This window comes from Streptomyces sp. NBC_01276 (assembly GCF_041435355.1).
Taxonomy (GTDB): domain Bacteria; phylum Actinomycetota; class Actinomycetes; order Streptomycetales; family Streptomycetaceae; genus Streptomyces.
In genome coordinates this window covers 6,550,940-6,574,390 of sequence record NZ_CP108442.1, presented here as the reverse complement: position 1 = coordinate 6,574,390, position 23,451 = coordinate 6,550,940, and the positions used below count along the sequence as shown (strand labels likewise).

Genomic DNA, 23,451 nt, shown 5'->3' with positions numbered 1-23,451 from the left:
CCCGGATGTGGACACAGGTGTGCCATAGGGCCATGGGGCGGTTGTGCGGGGGGAGTTCCAAAACTGTAGGGCACGATCCCCGGTTGACCACGGTCGCCGCCAAAACCCTTGAAATAGAGCCTTGATCATCATTTTCTTGGTCAACCGGGGATCCGCACTTACTGTTTTGGAACTGCCCGGTGCACACAGCGCCAATGGCTGCATTCCCCCGTCATGCCCACACGGAGGCACCTCCTTGTCCCGGCACATCTGATCCGCCCGTACGTCGTCGCGAGCGGCAACTCGCAGCGACGTCACGAGGCACAGCTCACCCATCACCCGGCCTACCGCGCTCCTTCTCACATCTCCACGGCACCGCGCGGCCGGGGCTTCACACACTTCAAGGACACCGCTATGACATCCCTGCGCCCTCCCCTGCCTGAAACCCGGCCGCCGGCCCTGACCGGCGAGCGCGGAGGCACCCCGGGTTGAAGGCCGTAGCCGCCGCCATCGGCGTCCTCTGCCTCTCCCCCCTCGTCCTCGCCACCACCGCCACCATGGCCGCAGCCGGAAGCGGCGCAGCCTCCAAGGGCGCCGCCTGCGCGCCCGGCGGCAGCAGCGTCGATGCCTCCGCGGTCGCCAAGCAGGTCGCGGCGATCCTCGGCGGCCAGGGCGGCGACGGCTCGATCCGCGTCGAGGGCCTGGAACTGCCCGACGAGCAGATCCCCCATGCCAAGACCATCGTCGCCACCGGCATCGCCCTGAAGGTCCCCGAGCGCGGACAGGTCGTCGCGCTCGCCACCGCCATCCAGGAATCCCGGCTGCGCAACCTCAACTCCGGTGACCGCGACAGCCTCGGGCTGTTCCAGCAGCGGCCCAGCCAGGGCTGGGGCACCCCCGAGCAGATCCGCGACCCCGTCTACGCCGCCACCAAGTTCTACAAGGGGCTGCTGGAGGTCAAGGGGTGGCAGCAGATGACCATCACCCAGGCCGCCCAGGCCGTGCAGCTCTCCGGTTTCCCGAACGCGTACGCGCAGTGGGAGCCGCTGGCCCGGGCCCTGCAGCAAGCCATCGTCAAGACGCTGCCGAACGGCGGCACAGGTCAGACCGGTCAGGAACCCGGTACCGCTCCGGGTGGCGCCGGCGGCTGTAGGCCGGGCGAGGACGGACCCGGCTGGGGCTCCATCCCCGAGGGGACCGTCCCCGCCGGGTACAAGATCCCCGCCGACGCCTCGCCGAAGGCCCGCATCGCCATCGACTGGGCGATGCACCAGCTCGGCACCCTCTACCAGTGGGGCGGCACCTGCACCGCGCCGCACGGCCCCGACCCCATGGGCCGCTGCGACTGCTCCAGCCTCATGCAGCAGGCCTACGCCAAGGCCGGCGTCCAGCTCACCCGCACCACGTACACGCAGGTCAAGGAGGGTGACGCCGTCCCGGCGAACACCCTGAAGCCCGGCGATCTGCTCTTCACCCGCGGCACCGCCGCCGTCCCCGAGCACGTCGGCATGTACATCGGCGCTGGCCTGGTGATCAACGCACCGCGCACAACGAAGCCGGTGCGGATCGAGAAGGTCGGCGACTGGCAGATCCTCGCCGTCCGCCGCATCCCCGCTCTCAACAGCTAGACCGCCGCCCGCCGATGCGGGCCCGCGCCGGTCCCCTCTCCGCGCCCCGAGCGCCCCTCTCCCTTCCCCGCACAGCCGCAGGGCCTCTCCGGCCTGCGCCCGCAAGGAGCTTCGCCATACCCATTTCACTCGCAGACCGCGTCCTCTACCTCGCCTACGACCCCGGAATCACTCCAACGGATGGCGGCCTTCCCGGGCTCGACGTCCTGAAGAAGGTCGTCAACTCGATCAACATGTTCGGCATCATCGCCGTCGTCGGCGCGCTCGCCGTCTCTCTCGGCGTGTGGGCCTGGGGCCACCACAGCGGCGGCCACCAGGCCGAGGCCAATGGCAAGAAGGGCGCCGTCGTAGCCGCGGGCGCCGCCCTGGGCCTGGGCGCCGCCAACGGCATCGTCGCGTTCTTCTCCGCACTCGGGACGCAGGTCAAGTAGTGCCGAAACGTTCCCTCTCCCCCTTGCACCGGGCCACCACGCACTGGACGACCGGGCGACGGATCCTCGTCGCCGCCGTGGTCATCACCGCGCTCCTCGGGGCCGCCGGACTGACCGCCTGGTTCACCTCCCGCGGCGGCCAGAGCAAGACCGGCGTGTCCCCCGCAACCCCCGCGCCGAGCTCGCCCGCCGCCACGGCCCCGAAGCCTTCCGCCGGTACGGGCTCGGTCCCGGCGCCGCCCAAGCTCACCGACCCGCTCGCCTACGCCAGGGCGGCGGCGGTGATGCTCTGGTCGTACGACACCCGCACCACCAGCCGTGACCAGCACCTCGCCGGCATGAACGCGTGGATGACCAGCGAGACGAAGTACACCGACTGGACGGCGATCTCCGGGCAGGTCCCGGACCCGGTGCTGTGGTCGCGCATGGCCGACAACGCCCAGTACGCCACCGCCGCCGTGGGCGAGGCCCACTTCCCCTCGGCGTTCAAGCAGGCCCTCGCCGAGAACCCGTCCGCGATCACCGAGGCGTACATCTACGCGGTCACCGTCACCGGCAAGCAGACCATCGCCTGGAAGGGCGGCGGGGGCGGCGCCGAGGACCGCGCCGTCACCCTCGCTGTCCAGTGCCGACCCAGCTCCGACTGCGCCCTGGTCTCCCTCGCCCCGAGCGTCGCCCCGTAATACGCCACTGACGACAAGGAGGTATCCCTCCAGTGGACTTCTGTTCCATCCCCCTCGCCAGCAAGCTGTGCTCGGCCGCCGACGCCATCGACTTCGTCTCCGACCCGGGCAAGGCCATCACCGAGGGCATCGGCAACTGGATCGCCAAGAGCTGCGGCGAGTTCGCCGCCGCAGCCGCCGACCTCGCCGCCGAGGCCGTCAACGCCACCACCAAGGTTGACCTGCGAGCAGGCTGGTTCGTCGACAACTACGAGCTGCTGCTGCCCATCGGCCTGACCATCCTGGTCGCCACCTTCTGCGCCCAGCTCATCCGGGCCGCGATCCGGCGCGACGGCCAGGCCCTGACCCAGGCCTTCACGGGCACCGCCGGCGGCGTGATCTTCTGCTTCGTCGCCATCGCCGGCACCACCGTCGCCATCGAAGTCGTCGACGCCTTGAGTGACGGATTGTTCGCGGCAGCGGGCACCTCGATCGAAGAGGCGGTACGCCGCATGGTCAAGGCCAGCTCCGTCGCCTCGATGGTGCCGCTGGGCTGGATGATCCCCGGCATCGTCGGCCTCGGAGCCGGCATCGGGGCCATCCTCTACTGGTGCGTGATGATGGTCCGCAAGGTCGGCATCCTCGTCCTCGTCACCCTCGCGGTATTCGCCGGGGCCGGAGGCGGCTGGGAGGCCGCGCGGCGCTGGCGCCGGGGCTGGATCGAAGCCACCGCCACGCTCGTGGTCAGTAAGTTGCTGATGACGATCGTGTTCCTCCTGGGCATCTCCGCCCTCGGCCAGACCCAGGCCAAGGACGGCCTCGGCGCCCTCGCCGACTGCCTCGCCGGAGTCGTGATCATGATGATGGTCCTGCTCTGCCCGTACGCCACGTTCAAGTTCGTCCACTGGGCGGCTGAGGGCACCGACGGCGAGTCGATCCACCGAGCCGGCGGCACCGGTGCGCAGATGGCCAAGCAGCACACCGAGCAGGCAGCCCGCAAGGCCGCCGCTATGGCCGCCACAGGCGGAGCCGGTGCAGCGGCCGGAGCCGGCGCAGCACCGCAGGGCCCGGCGGGCTTCCCTGGTGACATCGCGGCCAACCCCAGCGGCGGATCCGGAGGCGAGCAGAACAGCGCCCCGATGCCGTCCTCTGGCGGTGGTGCGGCGACCGACGCGCTGACCAAGGCGGTTCAGCCCCCGCCGACCAGCGTGAGCCAGGACACCAGCGGCCAGCTCGGCGGAAGCACCGGATCCTCCCCGTCAGACCCCTCCGGTTCGGGCGGTACGGGTCCCGCTCCCCGCAGCACCCAGGAAGGCCCGCCGCAGGGCGCGCCCGCGCAGGGCCCGGCCGCGAGCAGCCCCTTCGCGAGCGGTCCCTCGCCCACCGGCTCCTGACCGGACCCGTCCACGCCACCCGGGCGGGACACGCCGCACCACGATGCCGTGTCCCGCCCGGGTCCCAACCCCGTGCCCCGAAAGCGGACTCCGCCTTGTCTGACCTTGTCCTCCCCCTCACGATCAAATTCCCCCACAGGTCGCGACGCGGCATCCTGCTCGGCCTGTCCCTGCCCCAGCTGACCCTCACCTCCACGGCCCTCGCCCTTCTCCTGGCCACCGTGGTGTCCACCGGCCTGGTCGGCGCCCTCGCCCTGACCCCCCTGTGGGCCGCGGTCGCAGCCCTCGTCGTCATCCGGCGCCACGGCCGCTCCCTGATCGACTGGGCGCCGATCGTCCTGCGCTACGCACAGCGCCGTCGCACCGGCCAGAGCCTGTGGCTGGCCCGCGCGGTGTCCAGGCCCCGCACCGACGGTGTGCTCCACCTGCCCGGCACCGCCGCCTCGCTGCGCGTGGTCACCCCCTCAGGATCTCAGGCCGCCGCCGTCCACGACCCCCACGCCCAGACCCTGACCGCCATCGCCCGCGTCTCCAGCAGGGCCTTCGCCCTCCTCGACCCCGCCACCCAGAACAGCAACGTCACCTCGTGGGGCCGAGCCCTGGCCGGCATCGCCCGCAGCGGCCACATCGCCACCGTCCAGGTCCTGGAACGCACCGTCCCCGACAGCGGCGACACCCTGACCCGGCACTGGACCACCCACGGCCACCCCCAGGCCCCGGTCGCCGGGCAGGTGTACTCCGAACTCGTCTCCTCCGCCGGGCCCGCCGCCGCCCCGCACGAGAGCTACCTGGCAATCTCCCTGGACCTGAAGGCCGCCAAGCGGCTCATCTCCCAGGCCGGCGGCGGACTGCCCGGCGCCTTCACCGTGCTGGGGCAGACCACCGCATCCGTCGCCCAGGCCGCGCGCGGCGCCGGACTGATGGTCACCGGCTGGCTCACCGCCCGCGAGATCGCCGCCGTGGTGCGCACCGCGTACGACCCCAAGGCCCTGGCCGGTCTGCAGCAGTGGTCCGAGCACGGCAGGGCCGAGGCCGAACCGGCCGCCGCAGGTCCCGTCGTCCAGGTCGAGGAGTACGACCGCGTCATCACCGACAGCGCTCGTCACGCCACCTACTGGGTGGAGAACTGGCCGCGCACCGAGACCACGTCCGGGTTCCTGCACGGGCTGATGTTCACCGCCGGCGTGCGCCGCTCCTTCTCCCTTATATACGTGCCCCAGGGACTCGAGTCCGCGCTGCGCGACGTCCAGCGCACCAAGGCCACGATCATCGCCGACGCCGCCGAGCGCCAGCGCCGCGGACAGGTCGACTCCGAGGCTGACTCCGTCGAGTACGGGGACGTCAAGGAACGTGAACGCCAGCTGATCGCCGGGCACGCCGACGTCGCCCTCACCGGACTCCTGACCGTCTCCGCCGAGACCGACGCCCAGCTCGACGCCGCGTGCGCGCAGATCGAGACCGCCGCCGTCAGCGCCCAGGTTGATCTGCGCCGCCTGATCTACCAGCAGCCCGAAGCCCTCACCCTCGCAGCGCTCCCACTGGCCCGCACCGCCCTGTAGCCGACCACCCGCCGCACCGCCGCGGCAGCAAGGACCTACCACTTGACCAACGCCCACACCCCGTCCGGCGACGCCCACCCCTATCTGCGGGCCGCGACCGCCGGCATCCGCCACCACAGCCGCCAGACAGCCCGGAGTCCTGCCCCGGCCGACCGCGCGCACCTGGACGTCCTGCACAGCCACCTGACCGGCCTCCACCTCCTGATGGACCAGCTCGCCGAGACCACCCGGCCCCGGCACCCGGCAGCCGGAAGGCACATAGCCGCCGCCCACCTGCGGCTGTGGCAGGCCTCGACCAGCCTCCACGAGGCCTTCCACACCCTCCCGGCCTCCGAGTCCACCGGCGCCGATGCGGGCTGCCGCCCCGACCGGCTGCCCGAGGGGCCGCCGGTCCTCACCATCTGCCAGCGCCAGCTCGCGTCCGGCCACGCCATCCGCCGCAAGACCACTCCCGCCGACCACGGCCCCCGCCCGGCACGCACCGCCTGAGGGCAGCCCCCGCAGAATCGATCCGCCCCCATGTCCCAGCACCGCCCCGGCCGCCGCGCCCGCCGCGCCTCCGCCAGCCCCCTGTTCACCCCCCACGGCACCGACCGCAACACCCGCAAGGCCGCCCGCCGCCAGCTCGCCGAAGCCCAGGCCAAAGCCCGCGCCGAATCCACCTCCCCCTCCGGCGAACACGAGCCCGCCGAGACGGAGATGTCCCTCCCCCTCTACCCCACCGCCGGACGGCCCGGCGCCGCCTCAGCCCGCGGCAACAAGCTCCGGCTGCCCGCCCACCGCATGACCACCGCCGTAGCCGCCGGCGCCTACCCGTTCCTCGCCGAAGGCGGCCTGGGCGCCGACGGCATCTACATCGGCCGCGACGTCCACGCCGAAGCCGCCTTCGTCTTCGACCCGTTCACCCTGTACGGCAAGGTCGACGGGTTCACCAACCCGAACATCCTGCTCGCCGGGGTGATCGGCCAGGGCAAGAGCGCCCTCGCGAAGAGCTTCGCGCTGCGGTCGGTCGCCTTCGGATACCGCGTGTACGTCCCCTGCGACCCCAAGGGTGAGTGGACGCCCGTCGCGCAGGCCCTCGGCGGCACCTCGATCGCGCTCGGCCCCGGCCTGCCCGGCCGCCTCAACCCCATGGACGCCGCCCCCCGCCCCCCGTCCGTGACAGAGGCCGACTGGGCGGGTGAAATCCGAAAGCGCCGCCTGCTCCTGCTCGGCTCCCTCGCACGCACCGTCCTGGGCCGCGACCTCATGCCGATGGAGCACACCGCCCTCGACATCACCCTCGACGGCGTCGTCAAGGCCGCCGCCGCAGCTGGCCGCACCCCGCTCCTGGGCGACATCGCCCACACCCTGGCCCAGCCCGCCCTCCTCGACCAAGCAGCCGGCACCGTCTCCGGCCACCTCGGAGACGCGGCCCGCGACCTCGCCCACGCCATGCGCCGCCTGGTCCACGGTGACCTGGCCGGCATGTTCGACGCCCCCTCCACAGTCGCCTTCGACCCGGCCACCCCGATGCTGTCCATCGACCTGTCCCGCCTCGGCGGATCCGGAGACGACACCGCACTCGTCCTCGCCATGACCTGCGCCTCCGCGTGGATGGAGTCCGCCCTCACCGACCCGCGCGGCGGCCGACGGTGGATCGTCTACGACGAGGCGTGGCGCCTGATGCGCCACCCCGCGCTGCTGCAGCGCATGCAGTCCCAGTGGAAGCTCTCCCGCGGACTCGGCATCGCGAACCTCATGGTCATCCACCGGCTCTCCGACCTCCTGACCGCCGGTGACGTCGGATCCCAGGGCCGCGCCCTGGCCGAAGGCCTCCTCGCGGACTGCTCCACCCGCATCATCTACCGGCAGGAAACCGACCAGGTCCACGCAGCCGCCACCCTGCTCGGCCTGACCTCCGTGGAGACCGAAGCGATCTCCCACCTCAGCCGCGGGCGCGGCCTGTGGAAGGTCGCAGGCCGGTCCTTCATCGTCCAGCATCTGCTCCACCCCGCCGAGCAGGCCTTGTTCGATACCGACGCCCGAATGCATTGAAAGGCCGTGAACAGTCCATTCCTGACATCACGAATCCCGACTACTTCCTCCAGCTCGCACGAACCGTGGACAAGATCTCCAACGACCTTCCGAAGGCTGAGGAGCTGCGCCGCGGCGCCGACATCACCCCGGACATCCACACCATGGTCGGCGACCTCGGCGTGATCCTGACCGAAGTCTGCGAGGAGCTTGCCACCAGTAGCCGCTACGAGACCCAGAAGCTCACCCACTACACCGAGTACGAGCGTTTCGGCACCGCGTCCCTCGCCCAGTGCGCGATTCCTATCGGTACGGCCCTGGCCCACCTGAGCCACGTAGTGGACCGTCTCGGCTTCCTCCACGCGAGCATCCGGCACTCCTCCACTGAGCGGACCCCACCGCCCGACGACGTCCGGGTTGCCATCCAGGCGTACCTCGATCTCGTCGGCACCGACCTGGGCATGGCCGTCCAGCAACTGCGCGGCAAGGCAACCGAGATCAGCCGGATGATCACCACCCGCGGCGCCCTCGCGGCCAATACACACACCGTGACACCCCCGACCACCGCGCTCCCGCCCGGCCGAACCCGATGATCGCGCGTCACGCTCCTTCGGCAGGACGGCCAAAGGAGCGTGCACTGGCGCCCCTGCCGGATCACCGCAACGTCTTCGACCCCAGCTGGCAGCGGGCATGGGACCGGTTCGGCCACGTGACCACGCCGCTGCGCGAACGCGGCCTGAGCTGCGATGTCCAGTACGGGCTGGACGACTGGATCGTCTACGCCTGGCTGCCCGGGCACGACTCCGTCGTCCTCGTCGGAAGGCAGAACGGCTGGCTGGCCACACACCAAACTCCGGCCGAGAGCCCGACCTCGATGTCGGTCCTCTACGACACCACGGTGTCCCCTGGCCCCGACGACTTCGCCGACGTCGAGCCACTGCTCTCCGCGGTCGACGCACTCCTCGCACGGCTCGCCCGCGCACAGTCACCACCGGCATCCCACGGCGTGCACGTGGCCGAAGTCCCCGCCCCGCCGGCGACCGGGCGCGGCACCCGCAGCCGCTGACCACCACGCCCCCGTCTTTCAGGAAGGTTCCCCGTGTACCACCCCGTCAGCATCCACATAGGACTGCATGCCGCCGGACCCATGACGCTGCCCCTCACCGACCCGGTGCAACGCATTCTGTGGTCACGGGGGTTCACCTATTGCTCCCGACTGGATGCGTACACCGCGCCGGCCGCCCTGCCCGTCAAACAGCAGGAGCACCTCGTGCACCAGGCCGTGCATGCACTGCAGCCGCTCGGACTTCCCGTGGCCCATCTCCACCACCCTGCGGCTTCCGCATGACCACCCGCTCCTTCATCGCCCGACCCACCGAGGCCGGCGGGTACGACGGCATCTACGTCCATCTCGACGGGCTGCCCAGCCACCGTCTCCCCCTCCTACTCACCGCCTACCAGTACAGGTTCAACCGTGACCTGGAAGCCATGTCCCGGCACCTGGTCGACGACGTGGCCATCGGCTGGGACGAGCTGGGTACTGACCTGCTCGACCACGCTCCCCCGGAGCTGTTCCTCGCGCTCACCGGCGGCGAGACCTGGCCGAGCACTCAGCCCGAGAACCTCTGGACCCTGGACGGCTCGCCCCCGCAGCGGATGACCGTCAACCCCGAGGCCACAGACGATCTGGAGTGGGGGTACGTGCTGCACCCGCACGGCATCGAGGTCATCAGCCTGAGAGAACAGCACCGCGGTCCTGTTGTCGGGTGGGCGACCGACCCCCTCTACCCCTTCAGCGACAACGCGGCGATGTGGGCGCCGACAGGTCCTGGCCCGGGCCGGGTGCCCCGAACCGCGCCGAAGCTGTCCACCACCCCGGTCGCCACGAGCGTCTCCGCCCCCGCCTCCCCATCGCGCACCACGCGCCGCTGATCCACAAGGAGTCTTTCTGCCCGAACAGTTCGTCGTCGGCACGCACCCCAAGTACGGGTACGTCGCCTCCGCCCAAGGAATCCCCCACCACATCAGCCAGTGGTACCTGACCCGCCTCGGCTTCCAACCCCTTCACGGCCTGCACGGCGTGTACCTGCTGACGGCCCCCACCCACGACGGGCCCCGCCGCACCCGCCAGGCCGTCGAGAGCCTGCGCAGCAGCGGATACCACGTCCACGCCGACTACTCCCTCGATCCCGCGAACACCAAGACGGCACAGACCGGGCCGGTCCGGGACCCGCGCGAGTGGTACCGCATCGGAGTACCGCAGGCCGCCGCCACCCCCTCGCCCCAGTACGCCACCGCACGGGCCTGGGGCTCCAAGCCGCCGCAGACCACGCCTGTCACCTCCACACCAGCCGCATCCGCACAGCCCAGCCGCACCCGCTAACGCGAGAAGGATCCAACCCGCCCATGCTCACCACCACCTACGACGGGCCCGGCAGCAGCGAACTGCGCCGCCGGGCCGGCCAGGAGGCCGCCGCCTTCCTGCGCGGCCTGCCGGTCTCGCGCGATCCCGCCGCCCCACTGCGCGCCTGCACCGAGGCCATGGCTCAGGCCACGACACCCGCCGAGGTCCATGCACTGACCGAACTGGCCGCCGGTGGCGAGGACGCCGGACTGATCGCACTGCGGAACCTGCTTCGCGCCGCCGGCAGCCGCTGCCGGGAACAGGGCCACGCCCAGCTCGCCGCCCGTTACGACCGCACGAGCGACCTCCTCGACATCGCCGACCGCACGCTCTTCCAGCTCGGCGTCGACCTGCTGGCCGCCGCGCACGACACCCTGCGCGACCGGTCCGGGCCCACTCCGGCACTCACCGCCGGCGCCGAGGGAGGTCCCCTCTGAGCTCATCCGAGATCACCCTGTTCACCAGCCGCCACGACGGCATCGTCGGCCTCGTGTCCGGCGACAACTGGCGCTGGGCCCGGACCGCGCTCCAACTCGCAGGATTCGAGAAGAACAGCGACGGCAACTACGTCACGCCCCTGACCGACATAGCCCGCGCCCGCCAGTCGCTCGCCGCCCTCGGCGACACCGCTCTGGCGCACGAGACCCTGGTCGCCACCAACGGCAGCCGCTACATCGGAGACTTCGCCCGCGAGCTTGGTGAGAACCTGCCCGGCCAGTGGAGCGTGCGGGTCGAGAACTACCCGGTCCCGATAGTGCAAGAGGACCTCTTGTACGACCTGTGGACACCCCGCGCCGACCCCCTCGCGCACAAGGTCAAGACCGACCGTCTGCTGGCCGCGGCGATCCTTCGCGGCGAGAGCGGCGTCGAGCTGGCCGTCGTACCGGTCCCCGGCCGCGATCAGTACCGCGTCGGCGCGCTCATCCCGGCGGACATGAACCTGACCCCGGAGGTTGCCGGGCCCTCCAGCATCACCGTGGGGGACGCGCAGGCGCACGCCGCTCACCAGGTCAGCTCCTCCCTCCTCGTCGAATACCACCATGCCTTCTGGCGGGTGCAGTTGATCACCCTCAGGGACGATCTGGATTGGGCCCACGAGGCGTACGAGCCCGGCACGGTCACAGATCCGCCCCAGCATGACCTGGCCGACGCCTTCGCCCGCTTCGCCGACGCCGCGCCGCACATCATCAGCACCGTGCGCGCCGGCAACGCCCAACTCAACCCACAGGAGAAGGCGTTCCTGGAAGACATGGATGCCGTATTCGGCCAGCCAGCCCTGCCGCAGGAAGCCTCCACAACGCCGCAGAAGACCTCGGATCCCGATCCGCTGGCGGTGTGGCTGCTCGAAGGCAAGGACCTGGTCGACATCGCCCGCTCCGTCAGCCGGGCCTCTTGGCCCCGGACAGCTCTCGCCCCGGTCCGCACGGCAGCCGCTCTCCCCTCCCCGCCCCTGCAGATCGCCGCCTCACTCAACCGCAGGTAGCCGCCACCCTGGAGCCTTCATCCCTCACTCCCCGACCCCACCACTGCAAGAAGCGATCAACGCTCTGACCGGCTGGGGCACCCGGTTCTCGGTCACCACGCTCAGCTGCGAGCTTGCCCTGGAGCGCCTCCACAACCGCCACGGCGACATGCTCGACGAGCAGGCTGCCCAGGCCGTCGAGGCGGAGCGCAACCGGGAGCTCGCCGAACTCTTCGGCAACCTCCTGCCCCACGTGCCCACGTTGCTCGCCCACGCAAGCTCCGGCATCGAGGCCATGCCTCCCGCTCGCCACCACGCCGGCTGGCACCTTCTGATCTCCGACCTCGCCCACGCCGCGGACGTAGCCGTACGCATCCTGGAAGACCACCCCACGGGCCACGACTCCGCAGCCCGCGACGCACGGCTGTGGCCCTACCTGCGGACCTGGGGCGAGCACGACGTACTCCTGCGGGACCTGGCCCTCCAGCCGGCCCATCCCCCGCGCCCCGGGCCGCGACTCACGGGAGAGGAACAGGAGTGGTGGACCGCCCGGGCCCGTGCGGCCCGCAGCCGTGATCTGCTCCAGCCCCAGGAATCGCGGTATGACGCCACAGGCCGCCAACTCACCCTCGCCCTGCTCCCGTACCCGGACGAGGATGAAGAGGTCGTCCTGATCCTCGCTGGGGACATCGACAGCCCGCACATGCAGGTACTGGGCTGCTACGACACCGACGACGCGGCCATCCGGGACCTTCCCCCGGCGGTCCCGCCTGGAGTGCTCTTCCCCGAAGGGCACGCGCCGGCGCCGCTCGCGCTCCCCGGGCTCCCTCTCGCCCAGCTGACGCGTGACGTCATCGACGCGCAGCACAGCGCCTCCGTCGCCGAGGCGATCTCCTACGTCACCGACCGGCCGCCCCACGCCCCTGCCGGGCACATCGCCCAGCTCACGGAGTTCCTCGACACGTGCGCCACCTGGGCCGCCGCGCTGGACACCCGGGCCGGTCACGAGATCGCCGTCCGCCTGCGGGTGCTCTCGGCACAGACCGGCCACCTGCTGCAGGACCTCACGCGCGTCGGAGAGCAGCTGGAGGAAGCCGTGGCCGTCCTGCCACCGCACCGAACCCCCGCTCCCCGGCATCTGCCCACACCCCGCCCACCAGCCATCACCACCACGCCCGTGGCGACAGCACCTGCGGCGAGCACTACCTCCGCGCACCGCCGTTAACGGCCAGCCCGGCGCCCACTCCTCGCCCGCCTTCTGACGGAAAGCCCTGCCCTGTTGACCCTGGCCGATCACCCGACCACCACCCCACCGCCCGCCACGTACGGCGCCGTCCTAGGCAGCCGGCACGTTGTCCGCCTGCTCGGCGGCACCCTGACCGGACGCCTGCCCAACGGCATGGTCCCCGTCTCGCTGGTTTTGTGGATCACCGGAGGTGGTGGGTCGCTGGCCTTCGCCGGCCTGCTCGCCGCGCTGTACGGGCTGGCGTCCGGGCTGTCCCAGCCGGTCAAGGGCAGGCTGATGGACCGCTACGGTCAGACCCGCGTCTCTGCCCCGGCGGTGCTGCTGAACTCCGGCTGCCTGGCCGCGCTCCCCTGGATCGGCGCAGGCGGGCATCCAGCGGTGGTGACCGCGGTGGTGGGGTTCGCGGGCCTGGTCACGGCGCCGCTGGAATCCGGCTTGAGGGCCCTGTGGCCGACCGTCGTGCCCGATCTCGGGCAGCGTCGAGTCGTCCAGGCCCTGGACACCGGATCGCAGGGACTCCTCTATATCGCGGGCCCGTTGCTCGCCTCCTGGCTTTCCACCACGCACGGTCCCGACACCGCCTTGACCGCGACCGCCGCACTCGGGCTCGTGGGCACGGTGATCGTCCTGACCGCCGCCCCGTCACGGACCTGGCGTCCCGTCACCGCAGACGGGGCGGCGGGAAGCGGCCGCTTGATCGGGGCCGGCCTGGTCCTGCTGTGCACCACCCTGGCGGGAACGGGCTTCGCGCTCGGCGCGATGACCGTCTGGGCCGCCGGCATGGCCACCGCCCACGGACTGGCCATGCTCTCCGGGGTACTGCCCGCCGCGTTCTCCACCGGCAGCTTCCTCGGCGGCCTGATTTACGCCCGCAGGACATGGCCCGGCACGACCACCACCCAACTGATCACCACCAGCGCCCTGTTCCTCTTCGGATGGGTTCCGCTCCTGGCCCAGCCCGAACCCCGGGCCGCCATCGCCCTGGCGGTCGTCCCGGGACTGTTCCTCACCCTGATCATCACCAACGGCTTCCACACCGTTGACTCCCTTGCCCCCGCCTCCCGCACCACCGAGGCGTACGCCTGGCTGATCCTGTCCGTCGGCACCGGCCAGGCCGCCGGGACCGCTCTCGCCGGAGTGCTCGCCGAGCACCCCTACGTACTGGCCGGGCTCCCCGCCGCCGGAGCCGCCACCTCGCTGACCATCCTCACCCTCGCCCGCCGAAAGCTCGGCCCCGGCCGTCGCCTCGGCCGCCACCGGCGCCCCCGCCAGACACACAACCCCAACTCAGCAGCCCTCGAAGGAGATTCACGCATGGCCGTACGAACCGAATGGAAGATCGTCCACAGCTGTGGACACGAAATCACCCGGAACCTGTCGGACCGTCCCGCCGACAAACGGGCCGGATTCGCCCGCTGGCTCGGCGAGCGGGACTGCACCGACTGCTGGAAGGCCGCCCGCGACTCCGACACCGCCGCCAAGGAGGAATGGCTCGCCGCCAAGCGCGCCGAGGAGCAGCAGGCTGCGCTCGCTTGGGCGGAGCAGTTCGACATGCCGTCGCTGGAGGGCCCGGAGCGGGCTCTGGCCTGGGGCGAGCGTTCCCGCTATCAGCTGGTGACCACCGCATACACCGCCCTCGTCGCCGAAGGCTCCTGGGACGAGGCGGACTGGTCCGCTCTGGAGGAGAGGATCCGTACGGTCACCCGGGCCGGCTGGTGGATCGACCAGCGCGATGCCGAGGGAACGGACCTTCCAGAGCTGCTGGACGCGGCCACGGCCGATGACCGGGGGACGGAAAACCCGTTCCGGTAGCCGGGGCGGGGCCATATATAGCCGACGATCCCCGGTCAGCCAAACCGGGGATTCTCCAGACCATTGAAGAAGTTCACCAGCCGCTCCTGCGGCACCTTCGTGGAAGGACTTCTGCCGTGCCCGACACCAGCCGCGCCGCGTTTATACCCGCCGATGCCATCACCCCCGAGCGGGACATCACCCACGAGCACTTCGCCCCCGGCGACCGGATCGTGGTCATCAAGGGTGTGGACGACGGCATTCTGTGGGGCGACGCGATGACGGTGGTCACCCCGTCCTGGCACACCCCGACGAACGAGGACGGGTGGCGCCTGCGGAACCCGGAGGGAGGCGCCCGCAGCTTCATCACCGGACACCCCCGCTACCTCGTCCACCTCTCCGCGCACTGCCCCGACTGCCTGATCTACCAGCGGGCCCTGCAGGACTACCTGGTGCCGAAGTTCCCCGGCAGCGAGCCCGTCGACGTGGGCTGGTACTCGATCACCGAGCTGAACCAGCTCGTCCACGTCGCCGACGGCCGGGCCGGCATCCGATGATCCCCACGGTGCACGAGCCGAGCACGTCCTGCGTGGACGGGCTCGCCGAAGCGCTGGGCCGGCCCGTCAGCGGCCAGGAGGGGCTGACCACCGAGGGCACGATCGTCGCCCACTGGCACTACCTCGACTACTTCACCGACGAGGACCGGATCTGGACCTCGGCCGAGTGGGCCCAGCACATCGACGACCCGCACAGGCAGCATCCGTTCCCCGCCACCTACCAGGGCGACCCCCGCGTCATCTTCCATGTGAGCGTCCGCCTGCACCCCAAGGACCGGGAGCTCACTCCCGCCGAATGGTCCGAGGTCGGCTACCGGCTCGCGCGCGTCGCCGGAATCGCGCCGCCCGGCGACCGGGAATCCGGCCGGTGGATCGCCGTTCGAGACGAGCCCCACCGCCTCGACCTGCTCGCCAACCTGATCCGCGAGGACGGCAACCCGGCAGTCGTGCCCAGGCAAGTACATCACGTCCTGGCCGCGGAATGCCGGCGTATCGAAGCAGACCTCGGACTGCTCTCCCCCCGAGAGCACCACGTCAGCCCCTTCAAAGCCAACATGCTGACCGCTACGCGGCCCACCACCGAGCGGCTCGACCCCAGCATCGCGGCGCACCTGTCCGACGAGGCGCACCGGCATCTGGCCGTCGCGCGCCGCCTCATGGAGAGGGCAGGTCAGCATCTCGGCGCCCCGCTCGCAAGCCCTTCCCCGCGTCTCCCCGCCGGCTTCCCGGCGCCCCGTTCCCCCCCGGGGCCGCTGACCCGCCTCTCCCTTGCAGAAAGCATTCTCTTCTTGGCCCTTGCCCAACGTGTCCTGACCATCCGGCGCGATCCGCACTCCGGTGAAGTCCTCGCCCGTGGAGGCGATCCGGAAGCCCACAGCCTCCTTGAGCGCACCGGGTTCGTCCCCGTGGTCCGCCGCCACGAGACCTACCACCGCCTGCCCACCGGCCTCGACCAGGACGAGGAAATCCGCCTCGCCACCCGAGCCGTGGCCCGCCTTCAAACCGTCGGCTACGACACCGACACCGACCCCGTCTTCGCCACCGAGCGACGCGAACCGCATTACCTCACCCTCGGCGACCAGGTCCGACACCTCGCGGTCCGGATCCGGGAAGCCGAGAGCACCGAAGAGGTTGCCGACACCCTCACGGAGCTGACCGCCACCCACGACGGGATCCTGGCGGCCCTCACCAAAGTCCTGCACACCGCGGCCGACTTCCTGCAGGACCTCGGACACCCCGCGGACCCGCACACGGCCGCCCGGCTGCGCCACCTGGCCGACGAGCGGCTCCACGTCCTCGCCTCCGACCTGCGGCACGTCCGAAACGATCTCGCCGACCGGCAAGCATTACACCCCCACCGAGCACCCTGCCCGCAGGAAGTCGCCGGTGACGAGCGCGAGAAGTCGGCTTCCTGCCCCTGTCCCGCGCCCGCCCGTATCCCCACCACGCCCAGCGCACCGGCCGCCGCTCCGCCCGCCCCGGCCAGCCGCCGCCGCTGACGCCCGATCCCGCCCGAGGAACCCATGCCCGACCACGATCCCGAAGAGCTCGACTCCTTCGCCGCCATCCTCACCCAGCTCCTGCCCGGTACCTGGACCAGGGAACTGCGCCAGCACACCGCCCACGACGACCAGTTCTTCCTCACCGCCGACGTCTGGGACATGAACCGTGTCGCCGACGCCCTCGCCCAGCACCCCCTGAAGCAGGACGTCATCCTCACCAGCGAGGACGGCCGGCGCCTGTTCCTCATGGACCACCCCCGCTACGAGGACGAGTTCCTCGTAGCCGCCATGGCCCCCGCCGACACCCACGCGGAGGCGTTTCGCGGGGTGCCGGAGCCGGACGGAATCACGATCACCGCCGACCCCGAGCAGGCCGCCGACGCCATCGCCACCCAGCTCCTGCCCCGCTACGAGACCGCTCTGGCCCAGGTCCAGGACAACGCCCTGGCACTGAACCGCTCCTCCGCCCAGCCCGACACCCTGGTGCTGAACTGGACGGAATCCGGCGACCTCACCGCCACCACCGACCAGGCAGAGGTGGCCGAGGTCCTGACCGCCCACGGGTTCGTCCACGACCCCGGCCAGCAAACGTACGTCGCCTCCGGCGACGACACCGCTCACCAGGCACGGTGCGTGCGGGCGGCCGGCACCGCTCTCGGGGCCCTGAACATCGGTGTGACCCTGCGCAACGCGCCACACCGGGGCACGCCGGCAACGCGGCCGCTGCCCGCCCCGCGCCCGGCCGGGGCGAACACGGTGCGCTCCCGGTGAAGGACGGCGGAGAGCCCGACTTCCTCGTCCTTGACTACGTCACCATCACCCGCGACCCTCGCACCCAGCTGGTGGTGACCAGCAGATGCACACCGGAAGCCGCGGGCATCCTGGAGACCGTCGGACGTTTCCGCGACGGCAGCGTCCACTACCTCCGCCAGCCGCACGACATGCCCGTCGAACAGCAGCGCCACTACGCGACCGCCGCGGCCCAGGCCCTCCTGCTCTCAGGGTTCAGCGTCTACCTGGATCCCTCCCTGAACACGCTCGCCACCCCCGACGGCGACCGGGCAGCGGCCCACCGCTACCTGGACCAGCTCACCGAGCAGGCCAGCAAGGCCACCGACGACAAGCAGGTCGCCGAGATCCTCGCCGAAGTGGCCGCGCCCACCGAGGGCCTGCTGTCCCACTTGGTGCAGACCCTGATCACGACCTGGGCCACCTGGAGCCAGCGCACCGAGGGCGCACTGTCCAAGGACGACCTCGCGATGCGGCTGATGGACACCACCAGCGTGCTCTCGCGCGGCGGCGACGAGATCCGGCACATCCGCAATCAGGCCGCTGCCGCCAAACCGGCCGCCCAGCAACCACCTGCACCTCCAGGCCCAGCGGCGTCGCCACCCGCCCGGGGACGCTGAACCCGCCGCACTCCACCCCCGAAACGACCATGCCTCCACGACACCATCGAAGCGACCTTGCGGCCTTCGCAGACGGCCTCGCCGCCCGCCTGCCCGATACCTGGACCAGCACCTACACCCGCCACGCCGTCTACCACGGCCAAATCGCCACCACGTCGACGGTGTGGGACATGGGAGCCGTCGGCTACGCCACCTCCAACTTCGTCCTTGGCCACCAGGCCGTGCTCACCCGAACCGACGGAGCACGCCTGCTGCTCTTCGACCGCCCCCGATACCGGCACCAGTTCATGATCGGCGCACTGGAACCAGACGCCCATCACGACGCCTTCCACCAGGTGGACGAACCCAATGGCATCACCATCCCCGCCAACCCGGCCCGCGCCGCCGCCCAGGTCACCCGCAGGCTGCTCCCCCGCTACGAGAGTGCGCTGTGCCAGGTCCGGCACAACACCGCCCACCCCGCGCCCCGCCGACCCGAACCGGTGCTGATCACCGGGGCGGTGAGCATGGCCTGGCACCCGGACGGGGCCGTCGGCGCCGTCACCGGAGTGCGCGAGGCAACCGCGGTCCTGTACGGCGCCGGATTCCAGTACCACCCCTACCACCGGCAGTTCCTGCTGCCGGCGTCGTACGGCGACCGCGAGCAGATCGCCCGCGTCCAGGCTGTCTCCCAGCAGCTGGCCCGTATCGGCGTCGGCGTCACCATGCGCCCAGCCCGACCGGCCCCCGCTCCCACGGCACTGCCCACTCGCCCGCCCGCCCCGGCGGTCGCTGCTGCGACCCGCTGATCCACCCACCACCGTGAGGAGATCCCCCGTGGGAAATCTGGCCGATGAAGCCGGCACCGACGTCGAGATCTACCGACGGGCCCACACCCCCGGCAGCGTCCACATCGTCAGCCGCAGCAACGCACCCGAAGAACTCCTGGCCCTCCTCGACAGCGCCGGCCTTGAACGCCACACGGAGGCGACCTCCGGCCCCGTCTACGTCTGGCACGAAACCCCCGACGGCCTGAGCGAACAGGCCCAGAAGCAGCTCGCCACCCGCGCGGCCCTGCCCCTACTCATCGCCGACTACAAGGTCAACATCGACCCGGACGTGTACGACGTGACCGCCTGGGCTCAGACGATGGCCGCCCACCGCCACGAGCAGGCCAGGACCGCGGGTGCCCAGGCTCCCGCTGCTGCTCCCCCGGCACCGCCCCGATCCCCTCCGCGGTCTCGCTAACCACTACCCCCATGCCGCCCCGGCCCATCCCATCCGGGCCGGGGCGGCCACACCACACGGAGCACCACGATCCAGCAGAACCCCACCAACCTGCCCCCGATCTCCCCCACCCGCCGCCCGCGCCTGGCCGTCTTCCTTCTGCGGCGCTATCTCCGCGCAGTGACCGCTGCCTCAGTCGGCCGGCACAACCCGCTCGCCACCGCCCCGTTCGGGGTGCTGGACGAGTCCCGGCGTACAGGCACCAAGGCCGAGAGGCCAGGAGGAGCATGACCGTCCACGCCCCTGACGTCCTGACCCGGCACATCGCGCAGCAGATCGCCTTGCTCAACGAACACTTGGCCACGGCTCCGCCCCGCCAGGCCGCCCGGACCCTCAGCCAGGTCCTTGACCACGAGGACGGCATCCTCGGACAGTTGACCAACTTGATGGTCACCGGTTCGCGCTTCGCCCAGGACCGGGCGACCGCAGGAGTACTGCCGCCCGAGGCATGGCTCGCCCTCGGCCGGGCCGCGAACGAGCTCCACGACATCGGCCTCGACCTCAACGACCACGCGGAAGACCTCCGCCGACTCGCTCAGGCCCCGGCAACCACCCCGCTCCCGGCCGCGGCCTCGGCTCTCGTCGCCAGGAGGCACCGGTGAAGAAGACCTGGACAGGCTGGGGGCCGACCGCCGACCAGCCCCAGCAGCACTATCTGGTCGAGCCCCGCTACCTCGGCGGCGGAGGTGACCTCCGCTTCGTCGCCGAGTACCTGCGCGCCTCCGGCTGGAAAGACATCTCCCGCACGGGCGGCCCGATCGTCTTCGACAGCCCCGACGGCTCCGTACAGGTTGGCTTCGACCCCACGGCGATGCCCGGCGGCTGGACCGTCTCCGGACAGCCCATCGGGCAGCAGCCGGCCTGGCACGCCACGTTCACCACAGCCGTACCGATCGAGATCGTCGCCGGGTTCACCGACACCCTGACCAAACCGCGCTCCGCCCATGCCCCGAACGTGTGGGCCCCGCTGGAACAGAACGGGTGGGAGACCTCCCGTGTCGAGGAGAAGCAGCAGGACCCCGAGCAGAAGCTCGTGCACTTCGTCGCGGTGGCCCCGGACCGCAACGCCTGGCTGCAATACCACCAGGACGGACTCAGCCAGGGGCACTGGTGGGCCGGGGCCCGCACCGAGCACGGCCGCGCCTGGGACGCCGTCTTCACCTCCACGACACCACTGCACCTGGTCCAGGAGTTCTCGGCCGCGCTCTCGGACCCCACTGCGGTGCTGCGCGCACGAGGCGACGTCCCGGCCACAAAGTGGATCCGCACCACCTCGGTGTCCGTACGCCCCTCCGAACTCGGTGCCTGGCAGCAGGCCCGGGTCACCGCCGCCCGCGCCGCCACCTGGGCCCGCAACTCCTGGAGCTCTACCCGCCCCCGTCAGCGCACCCCCTCCAGCCCCCACACGACAGGCGGCGCCAAGGCCCGCCGCTGACCCTCCGGCCCACACCACGACCACCGAGGAACCCCATGACCGCACTCTCCAATGGCCCCCTTCCGGAGAAGATCGACCAAGTCGTCGACATCCTCCTGGAGCTGCGGGACCACCTGCGGGCCGAGCCGCCCACCGACGAGGTCCTGACGCTGCTGATACCGCTCGTCGACGAGGACGACGGCATCCCGATGCTCCTGTCCGACGTCCTGCGCGCATCCGCCCGAGCCATCGCCACCGACGCCGACCCGTACACCGGCGACGTCAGTTCGGTGGTCGCCACCCTCCGTGAAGCGGCCACCGAGATCATGCAGTGGCACTCGCTGCACTGGGAGGTCCGCCGCCTGGACCAAGTCATCGACGACACGCCAGGAGCGACGTCCTGAGCCAGCGGCCTTTCATCCACACGCGCGCCGACGAACCGCACAGCCGGATCTGGTTCGAGACCAGCCCCCGGCACCTCGCGGGTCGCGGCGACCCCCGCCATATCACCCAGGCCCTGCGTGCAGCGGGATGGTCCAATCACTCCGACCCGGACTACCCGCACGTGATCCTGGCCAGCCCCGACCAGCGCTACGCCCTGGCCCTGGAGCCGGAGAACGAGTCGTACTCCAAGTGGTGGCGGATCAGCTGTACCAGCGACACCGAGAGCTGGTACGCCGAGTTCGGCGGGAACACCCCGGTGGAGATCCTCGCCGGATTCACCGACGCCCTCCTCGCCCCAGCGCCCGAGACCGCCCCCGATGTGTGGTCCATCGTCACGAAGGCGGGCTGGAGCTACACCCAGAACGAGCGCGGCCACGAGCTCGCCGAACATCCCGACGGCATCCTGCAACTCCGCCGCTGGGACAGGAAGATCAGCTGGAACACCGGCTTCATCGCCTGCGCCCTGCTCCCCGACGGCCTCGGCGGGCAGGAAACGGTGTGGGAAGCCCACCTCGGCAACGCCCCGCACCTTGCCGCCGCGTTCGTCACCGCACTGGTCGATCCGGCGCCCGTTGCACGGGCCGAGTACGACGTCCCGCACAGCGGCCTCGTCACCCAGAAGCCCGGTGGCCGCCAAGGCGACTACCTCGCGAAGGAACACACCGCGCGCCTGGCCCGATCCCGGGCGACCGCCGTACGCAGCCGGCGCACCGCCCTCACCACCCAGCCCGTCCCCGGCTCGGCCCCGGTGGCGCCCGTCGCCACCGGGCCCCGGCGGTAACACCACCCCCCGACCGGTCTTCAAGGAGCCGTCCCTCTGTCCATCACCGACCGGCAGCTCGCCGCCTTCGCCTACGACCACGAGAACGCCCTCGGCTCGGCCATCACCCCGCGCTACCTCGCCGACGCCGGAGACCCCCGCCACGTCACCCACGCACTGCGGGCACGCGGATGGAGCCTGGACTCCGACCCCCTGCACCCCGCGATCCGGATGACCAGCCCCGATTACGCCTTCCGGCTCGACCTCACGCCGACGCCCAGCAGCTTTACCCGCTGGTGGCGCATCGACAACAACCACGGTCCCGGCTTCTGGTACGCCACATTCAACGGCGACACCCCCGCCGAGATCGTGGCCGGCCTGACCGACGCACTCATCCGGCCCGAGCCCGAAGAGCCAGCCCCTTCGGTGATCGAGGTCCTCACCGGCCGCGGCTGGGAGCACACCACGTCCGAGACCGGCTCGCAGAGGCTGACCTCCCCCGACGCCATCGTCCAGGTCGAGCTGTACGTCTCGCCTTCCCTGGGCGTCATGGGCTGGGAGATCGAGACCGCCCACCACCACGGTGAGCACGGACCGGAGCAACGCATATGGCGAGCCCACCTCGACGCGGCGACCCCCGCCCACCTGCTGGCCGCCGTCGCCGAGGCGATCTCCAACCCCACGCCGGTCCTGCGCGCCCGCTTCAAAATCAACGACAGTGCCCATCTCATGCAGGGACCAGAGTTCGCGATCGGCTCCGAGGTCGTCAGCGCACACAAGCAGCGCCTGGACGAGGCCCGCCGCCACCGGCCCAAGCCGCACCTCACCACCGCCGTGACCGCGCCCGCACTTCCGCGCACCGCCGCGCCGGCCAGGCCCGCCCGGTAGCCGCCGGCCGAGAACTCCCCGACTCCCGAAGGACCCGTGACCAACGCCGACTTCCACTCCAGGCACCAGCACCTCCTGGACCAGCTCGCCCTCTACCTCCGCGAGGCGGAGCAGATCCTCGCCGCCTGGGACACCTACTCCGACGAGCACACCGGCCCCGACGGTTGGCCGCACGACGAGGGGGCCTACGGGTTCCGCCAGGCCCAGCGCGACGCCGACACCTGGCGGTCCTTCAACCGGGTCCGCTCCGGAGCCGACGACCTGGTCGCCACCGCCGAGGCCCAGCTGCAGAGGCTTCCGGAGCGGAGCGTCCACCACCGCTGGGTCTGGCAGATCGGCGCTCTGCGCACCGCCCAGGAACGGATCGGTTCCCTGCAAAGCGAGTGGCTCGCATTGCGCGCCACCCTGCCGCAGTCCGTACGGCCCGGGGTCGAGGAGTACGACGGGCCGCTCGCCGGGCGGAACGCCGAGGCCTGGCACTACCTGGACGAATGGTCCCTCCACGGCCAGGCCGTCCTCGACATCCACAACGCTCTGCGGCGCAGCCAGTCCCGGCCGGCAACCGCCCCAGTCGCCGCGCTCCCCGGCCGGGACTCCGTCCCGGCAAAGCCCCGCCGGTAGAAGCCCACCGCCCCCTTC

At 71.3% G+C, this 23,451-nt stretch carries 27 protein-coding genes and 1 pseudogene; all 28 read left to right on the top strand.

The genetic code is table 11. The features are described 5' to 3' along the window. Nucleotides 1–467: 467 nt before the first annotated feature. The 28 genes and pseudogenes from OG295_RS29670 (at nucleotide 468) to OG295_RS29535 (ending at nucleotide 23,433) form a co-directional block, all read left to right on the top strand. Nucleotides 468–1,607, top strand: a complete 1,140-nt coding sequence (locus tag OG295_RS29670) for a C40 family peptidase (protein ID WP_371679676.1) — start codon at nucleotides 468–470, stop codon at nucleotides 1,605–1,607. A gap of 116 nt (nucleotides 1,608–1,723) precedes the next feature. After that, entirely contained in the window at nucleotides 1,724–2,038 is a 315-nt protein-coding gene (locus OG295_RS29665; protein WP_266449619.1) for a DUF6112 family protein, read from the top strand. Beyond that, on the top strand, nucleotides 2,038–2,721 hold the full coding sequence (locus tag OG295_RS29660) for a hypothetical protein (RefSeq protein ID WP_371679675.1): 684 nt from the start codon (nucleotides 2,038–2,040) through the stop codon (nucleotides 2,719–2,721). The genes OG295_RS29665 and OG295_RS29660 overlap by 1 nt, the downstream gene beginning before the upstream one ends. 32 nt (nucleotides 2,722–2,753) lie before the next feature. Then, on the top strand, nucleotides 2,754–4,094 hold the full coding sequence (locus OG295_RS29655) for an ATP-binding protein (RefSeq protein ID WP_371679674.1): 1,341 nt from the start codon (nucleotides 2,754–2,756) through the stop codon (nucleotides 4,092–4,094). Nucleotides 4,095–4,189: 95 nt separating this feature from the next. Next, entirely contained in the window at nucleotides 4,190–5,653 is a 1,464-nt protein-coding gene (locus tag OG295_RS29650) for an SCO6880 family protein (RefSeq protein WP_371679673.1), read from the top strand. Nucleotides 5,654–5,695: 42 nt separating this feature from the next. Continuing rightward, nucleotides 5,696–6,142 carry a DUF6238 family protein gene (locus tag OG295_RS29645; protein WP_371679672.1) on the top strand — a complete coding sequence of 149 codons (447 nt, stop codon included), beginning with the start codon at nucleotides 5,696–5,698 and terminating at the stop codon, nucleotides 6,140–6,142. Nucleotides 6,143–6,172: 30 nt separating this feature from the next. Next, a complete protein-coding gene (locus OG295_RS29640; RefSeq protein ID WP_371679671.1) occupies nucleotides 6,173–7,690 on the top strand; it encodes a VirB4 family type IV secretion system protein in 1,518 nt (505 codons plus the stop codon). Nucleotides 7,691–7,755: 65 nt separating this feature from the next. Beyond that, nucleotides 7,756–8,262 carry a hypothetical protein gene (locus tag OG295_RS29635; RefSeq protein WP_371679669.1) on the top strand — a complete coding sequence of 169 codons (507 nt, stop codon included), beginning with the start codon at nucleotides 7,756–7,758 and terminating at the stop codon, nucleotides 8,260–8,262. Nucleotides 8,263–8,378: 116 nt separating this feature from the next. Further along, nucleotides 8,379–8,735, top strand: a complete 357-nt coding sequence (locus tag OG295_RS29630) for a hypothetical protein (RefSeq protein WP_371679668.1) — start codon at nucleotides 8,379–8,381, stop codon at nucleotides 8,733–8,735. 278 nt (nucleotides 8,736–9,013) lie between these two features. Further along, nucleotides 9,014–9,601: a hypothetical protein gene (locus OG295_RS29625; protein WP_371679667.1), complete on the top strand. Its 588-nt coding sequence runs from the start codon at nucleotides 9,014–9,016 to the stop codon at nucleotides 9,599–9,601. 148 nt (nucleotides 9,602–9,749) lie between these two features. Continuing rightward, entirely contained in the window at nucleotides 9,750–10,052 is a 303-nt protein-coding gene (locus OG295_RS29620; protein ID WP_371679665.1) for a hypothetical protein, read from the top strand. A gap of 23 nt (nucleotides 10,053–10,075) precedes the next feature. After that, nucleotides 10,076–10,510 (top strand): hypothetical protein, encoded by a 435-nt coding sequence (locus OG295_RS29615; protein ID WP_371679664.1) that lies wholly within the window; start codon nucleotides 10,076–10,078, stop codon nucleotides 10,508–10,510. A gap of 53 nt (nucleotides 10,511–10,563) precedes the next feature. Further along, nucleotides 10,564–11,556: a hypothetical protein gene (locus OG295_RS29610; protein ID WP_371679663.1), complete on the top strand. Its 993-nt coding sequence runs from the start codon at nucleotides 10,564–10,566 to the stop codon at nucleotides 11,554–11,556. Between the two features lie 148 nt (nucleotides 11,557–11,704). After that, nucleotides 11,705–12,760: a hypothetical protein gene (locus OG295_RS29605; protein WP_371679662.1), complete on the top strand. Its 1,056-nt coding sequence runs from the start codon at nucleotides 11,705–11,707 to the stop codon at nucleotides 12,758–12,760. A 54-nt stretch (nucleotides 12,761–12,814) separates the two neighbouring features. Further along, nucleotides 12,815–13,891, top strand: a pseudogene (locus tag OG295_RS29600) (MFS transporter); the annotation flags it as partial. Between the two features lie 204 nt (nucleotides 13,892–14,095). Continuing rightward, nucleotides 14,096–14,593, top strand: coding sequence for a hypothetical protein (locus OG295_RS29595; protein ID WP_371681346.1), 498 nt, complete (start codon nucleotides 14,096–14,098; stop codon nucleotides 14,591–14,593). A 116-nt stretch (nucleotides 14,594–14,709) separates the two neighbouring features. Continuing rightward, a complete protein-coding gene (locus OG295_RS29590; protein WP_266449503.1) occupies nucleotides 14,710–15,129 on the top strand; it encodes a hypothetical protein in 420 nt (139 codons plus the stop codon). An 8-nt stretch (nucleotides 15,130–15,137) separates the two neighbouring features. Next, entirely contained in the window at nucleotides 15,138–16,628 is a 1,491-nt protein-coding gene (locus OG295_RS29585; protein WP_371679661.1) for a hypothetical protein, read from the top strand. A gap of 24 nt (nucleotides 16,629–16,652) precedes the next feature. Beyond that, entirely contained in the window at nucleotides 16,653–17,402 is a 750-nt protein-coding gene (locus tag OG295_RS29580; RefSeq protein ID WP_327167735.1) for a hypothetical protein, read from the top strand. Next, nucleotides 17,399–18,040: a hypothetical protein gene (locus OG295_RS29575; protein ID WP_371679660.1), complete on the top strand. Its 642-nt coding sequence runs from the start codon at nucleotides 17,399–17,401 to the stop codon at nucleotides 18,038–18,040. Before OG295_RS29580 ends, OG295_RS29575 begins: the two co-directional genes overlap by 4 nt. Nucleotides 18,041–18,069: 29 nt before the next feature. Further along, the gene (locus OG295_RS29570) at nucleotides 18,070–18,828 is read left to right on the top strand and encodes a hypothetical protein (protein ID WP_371679659.1); all 759 of its coding nucleotides are present in this window, start codon (nucleotides 18,070–18,072) and stop codon (nucleotides 18,826–18,828) included. Nucleotides 18,829–18,856: 28 nt separating this feature from the next. After that, a complete protein-coding gene (locus OG295_RS29565; RefSeq protein ID WP_266449489.1) occupies nucleotides 18,857–19,267 on the top strand; it encodes a hypothetical protein in 411 nt (136 codons plus the stop codon). A 266-nt stretch (nucleotides 19,268–19,533) separates the two neighbouring features. Further along, nucleotides 19,534–19,908, top strand: a complete 375-nt coding sequence (locus OG295_RS29560; RefSeq protein ID WP_371679658.1) for a hypothetical protein — start codon at nucleotides 19,534–19,536, stop codon at nucleotides 19,906–19,908. Continuing rightward, a complete protein-coding gene (locus OG295_RS29555) occupies nucleotides 19,905–20,741 on the top strand; it encodes a DUF317 domain-containing protein (RefSeq protein WP_371679657.1) in 837 nt (278 codons plus the stop codon). The genes OG295_RS29560 and OG295_RS29555 overlap by 4 nt, the downstream gene beginning before the upstream one ends. A 35-nt stretch (nucleotides 20,742–20,776) precedes the next feature. Beyond that, nucleotides 20,777–21,124: a hypothetical protein gene (locus OG295_RS29550; protein WP_371589040.1), complete on the top strand. Its 348-nt coding sequence runs from the start codon at nucleotides 20,777–20,779 to the stop codon at nucleotides 21,122–21,124. Nucleotides 21,125–21,285: 161 nt separating this feature from the next. Then, on the top strand, nucleotides 21,286–21,945 hold the full coding sequence (locus OG295_RS29545; protein WP_371679656.1) for a DUF317 domain-containing protein: 660 nt from the start codon (nucleotides 21,286–21,288) through the stop codon (nucleotides 21,943–21,945). A 210-nt stretch (nucleotides 21,946–22,155) separates the two neighbouring features. Beyond that, complete coding sequence (locus tag OG295_RS29540) at nucleotides 22,156–22,812, top strand: DUF317 domain-containing protein (protein WP_371679655.1); 657 nt, start codon at nucleotides 22,156–22,158, stop codon at nucleotides 22,810–22,812. 36 nt (nucleotides 22,813–22,848) lie between these two features. Further along, nucleotides 22,849–23,433, top strand: coding sequence for a hypothetical protein (locus OG295_RS29535; protein WP_328971508.1), 585 nt, complete (start codon nucleotides 22,849–22,851; stop codon nucleotides 23,431–23,433). Nucleotides 23,434–23,451 lie beyond the last annotated feature (18 nt).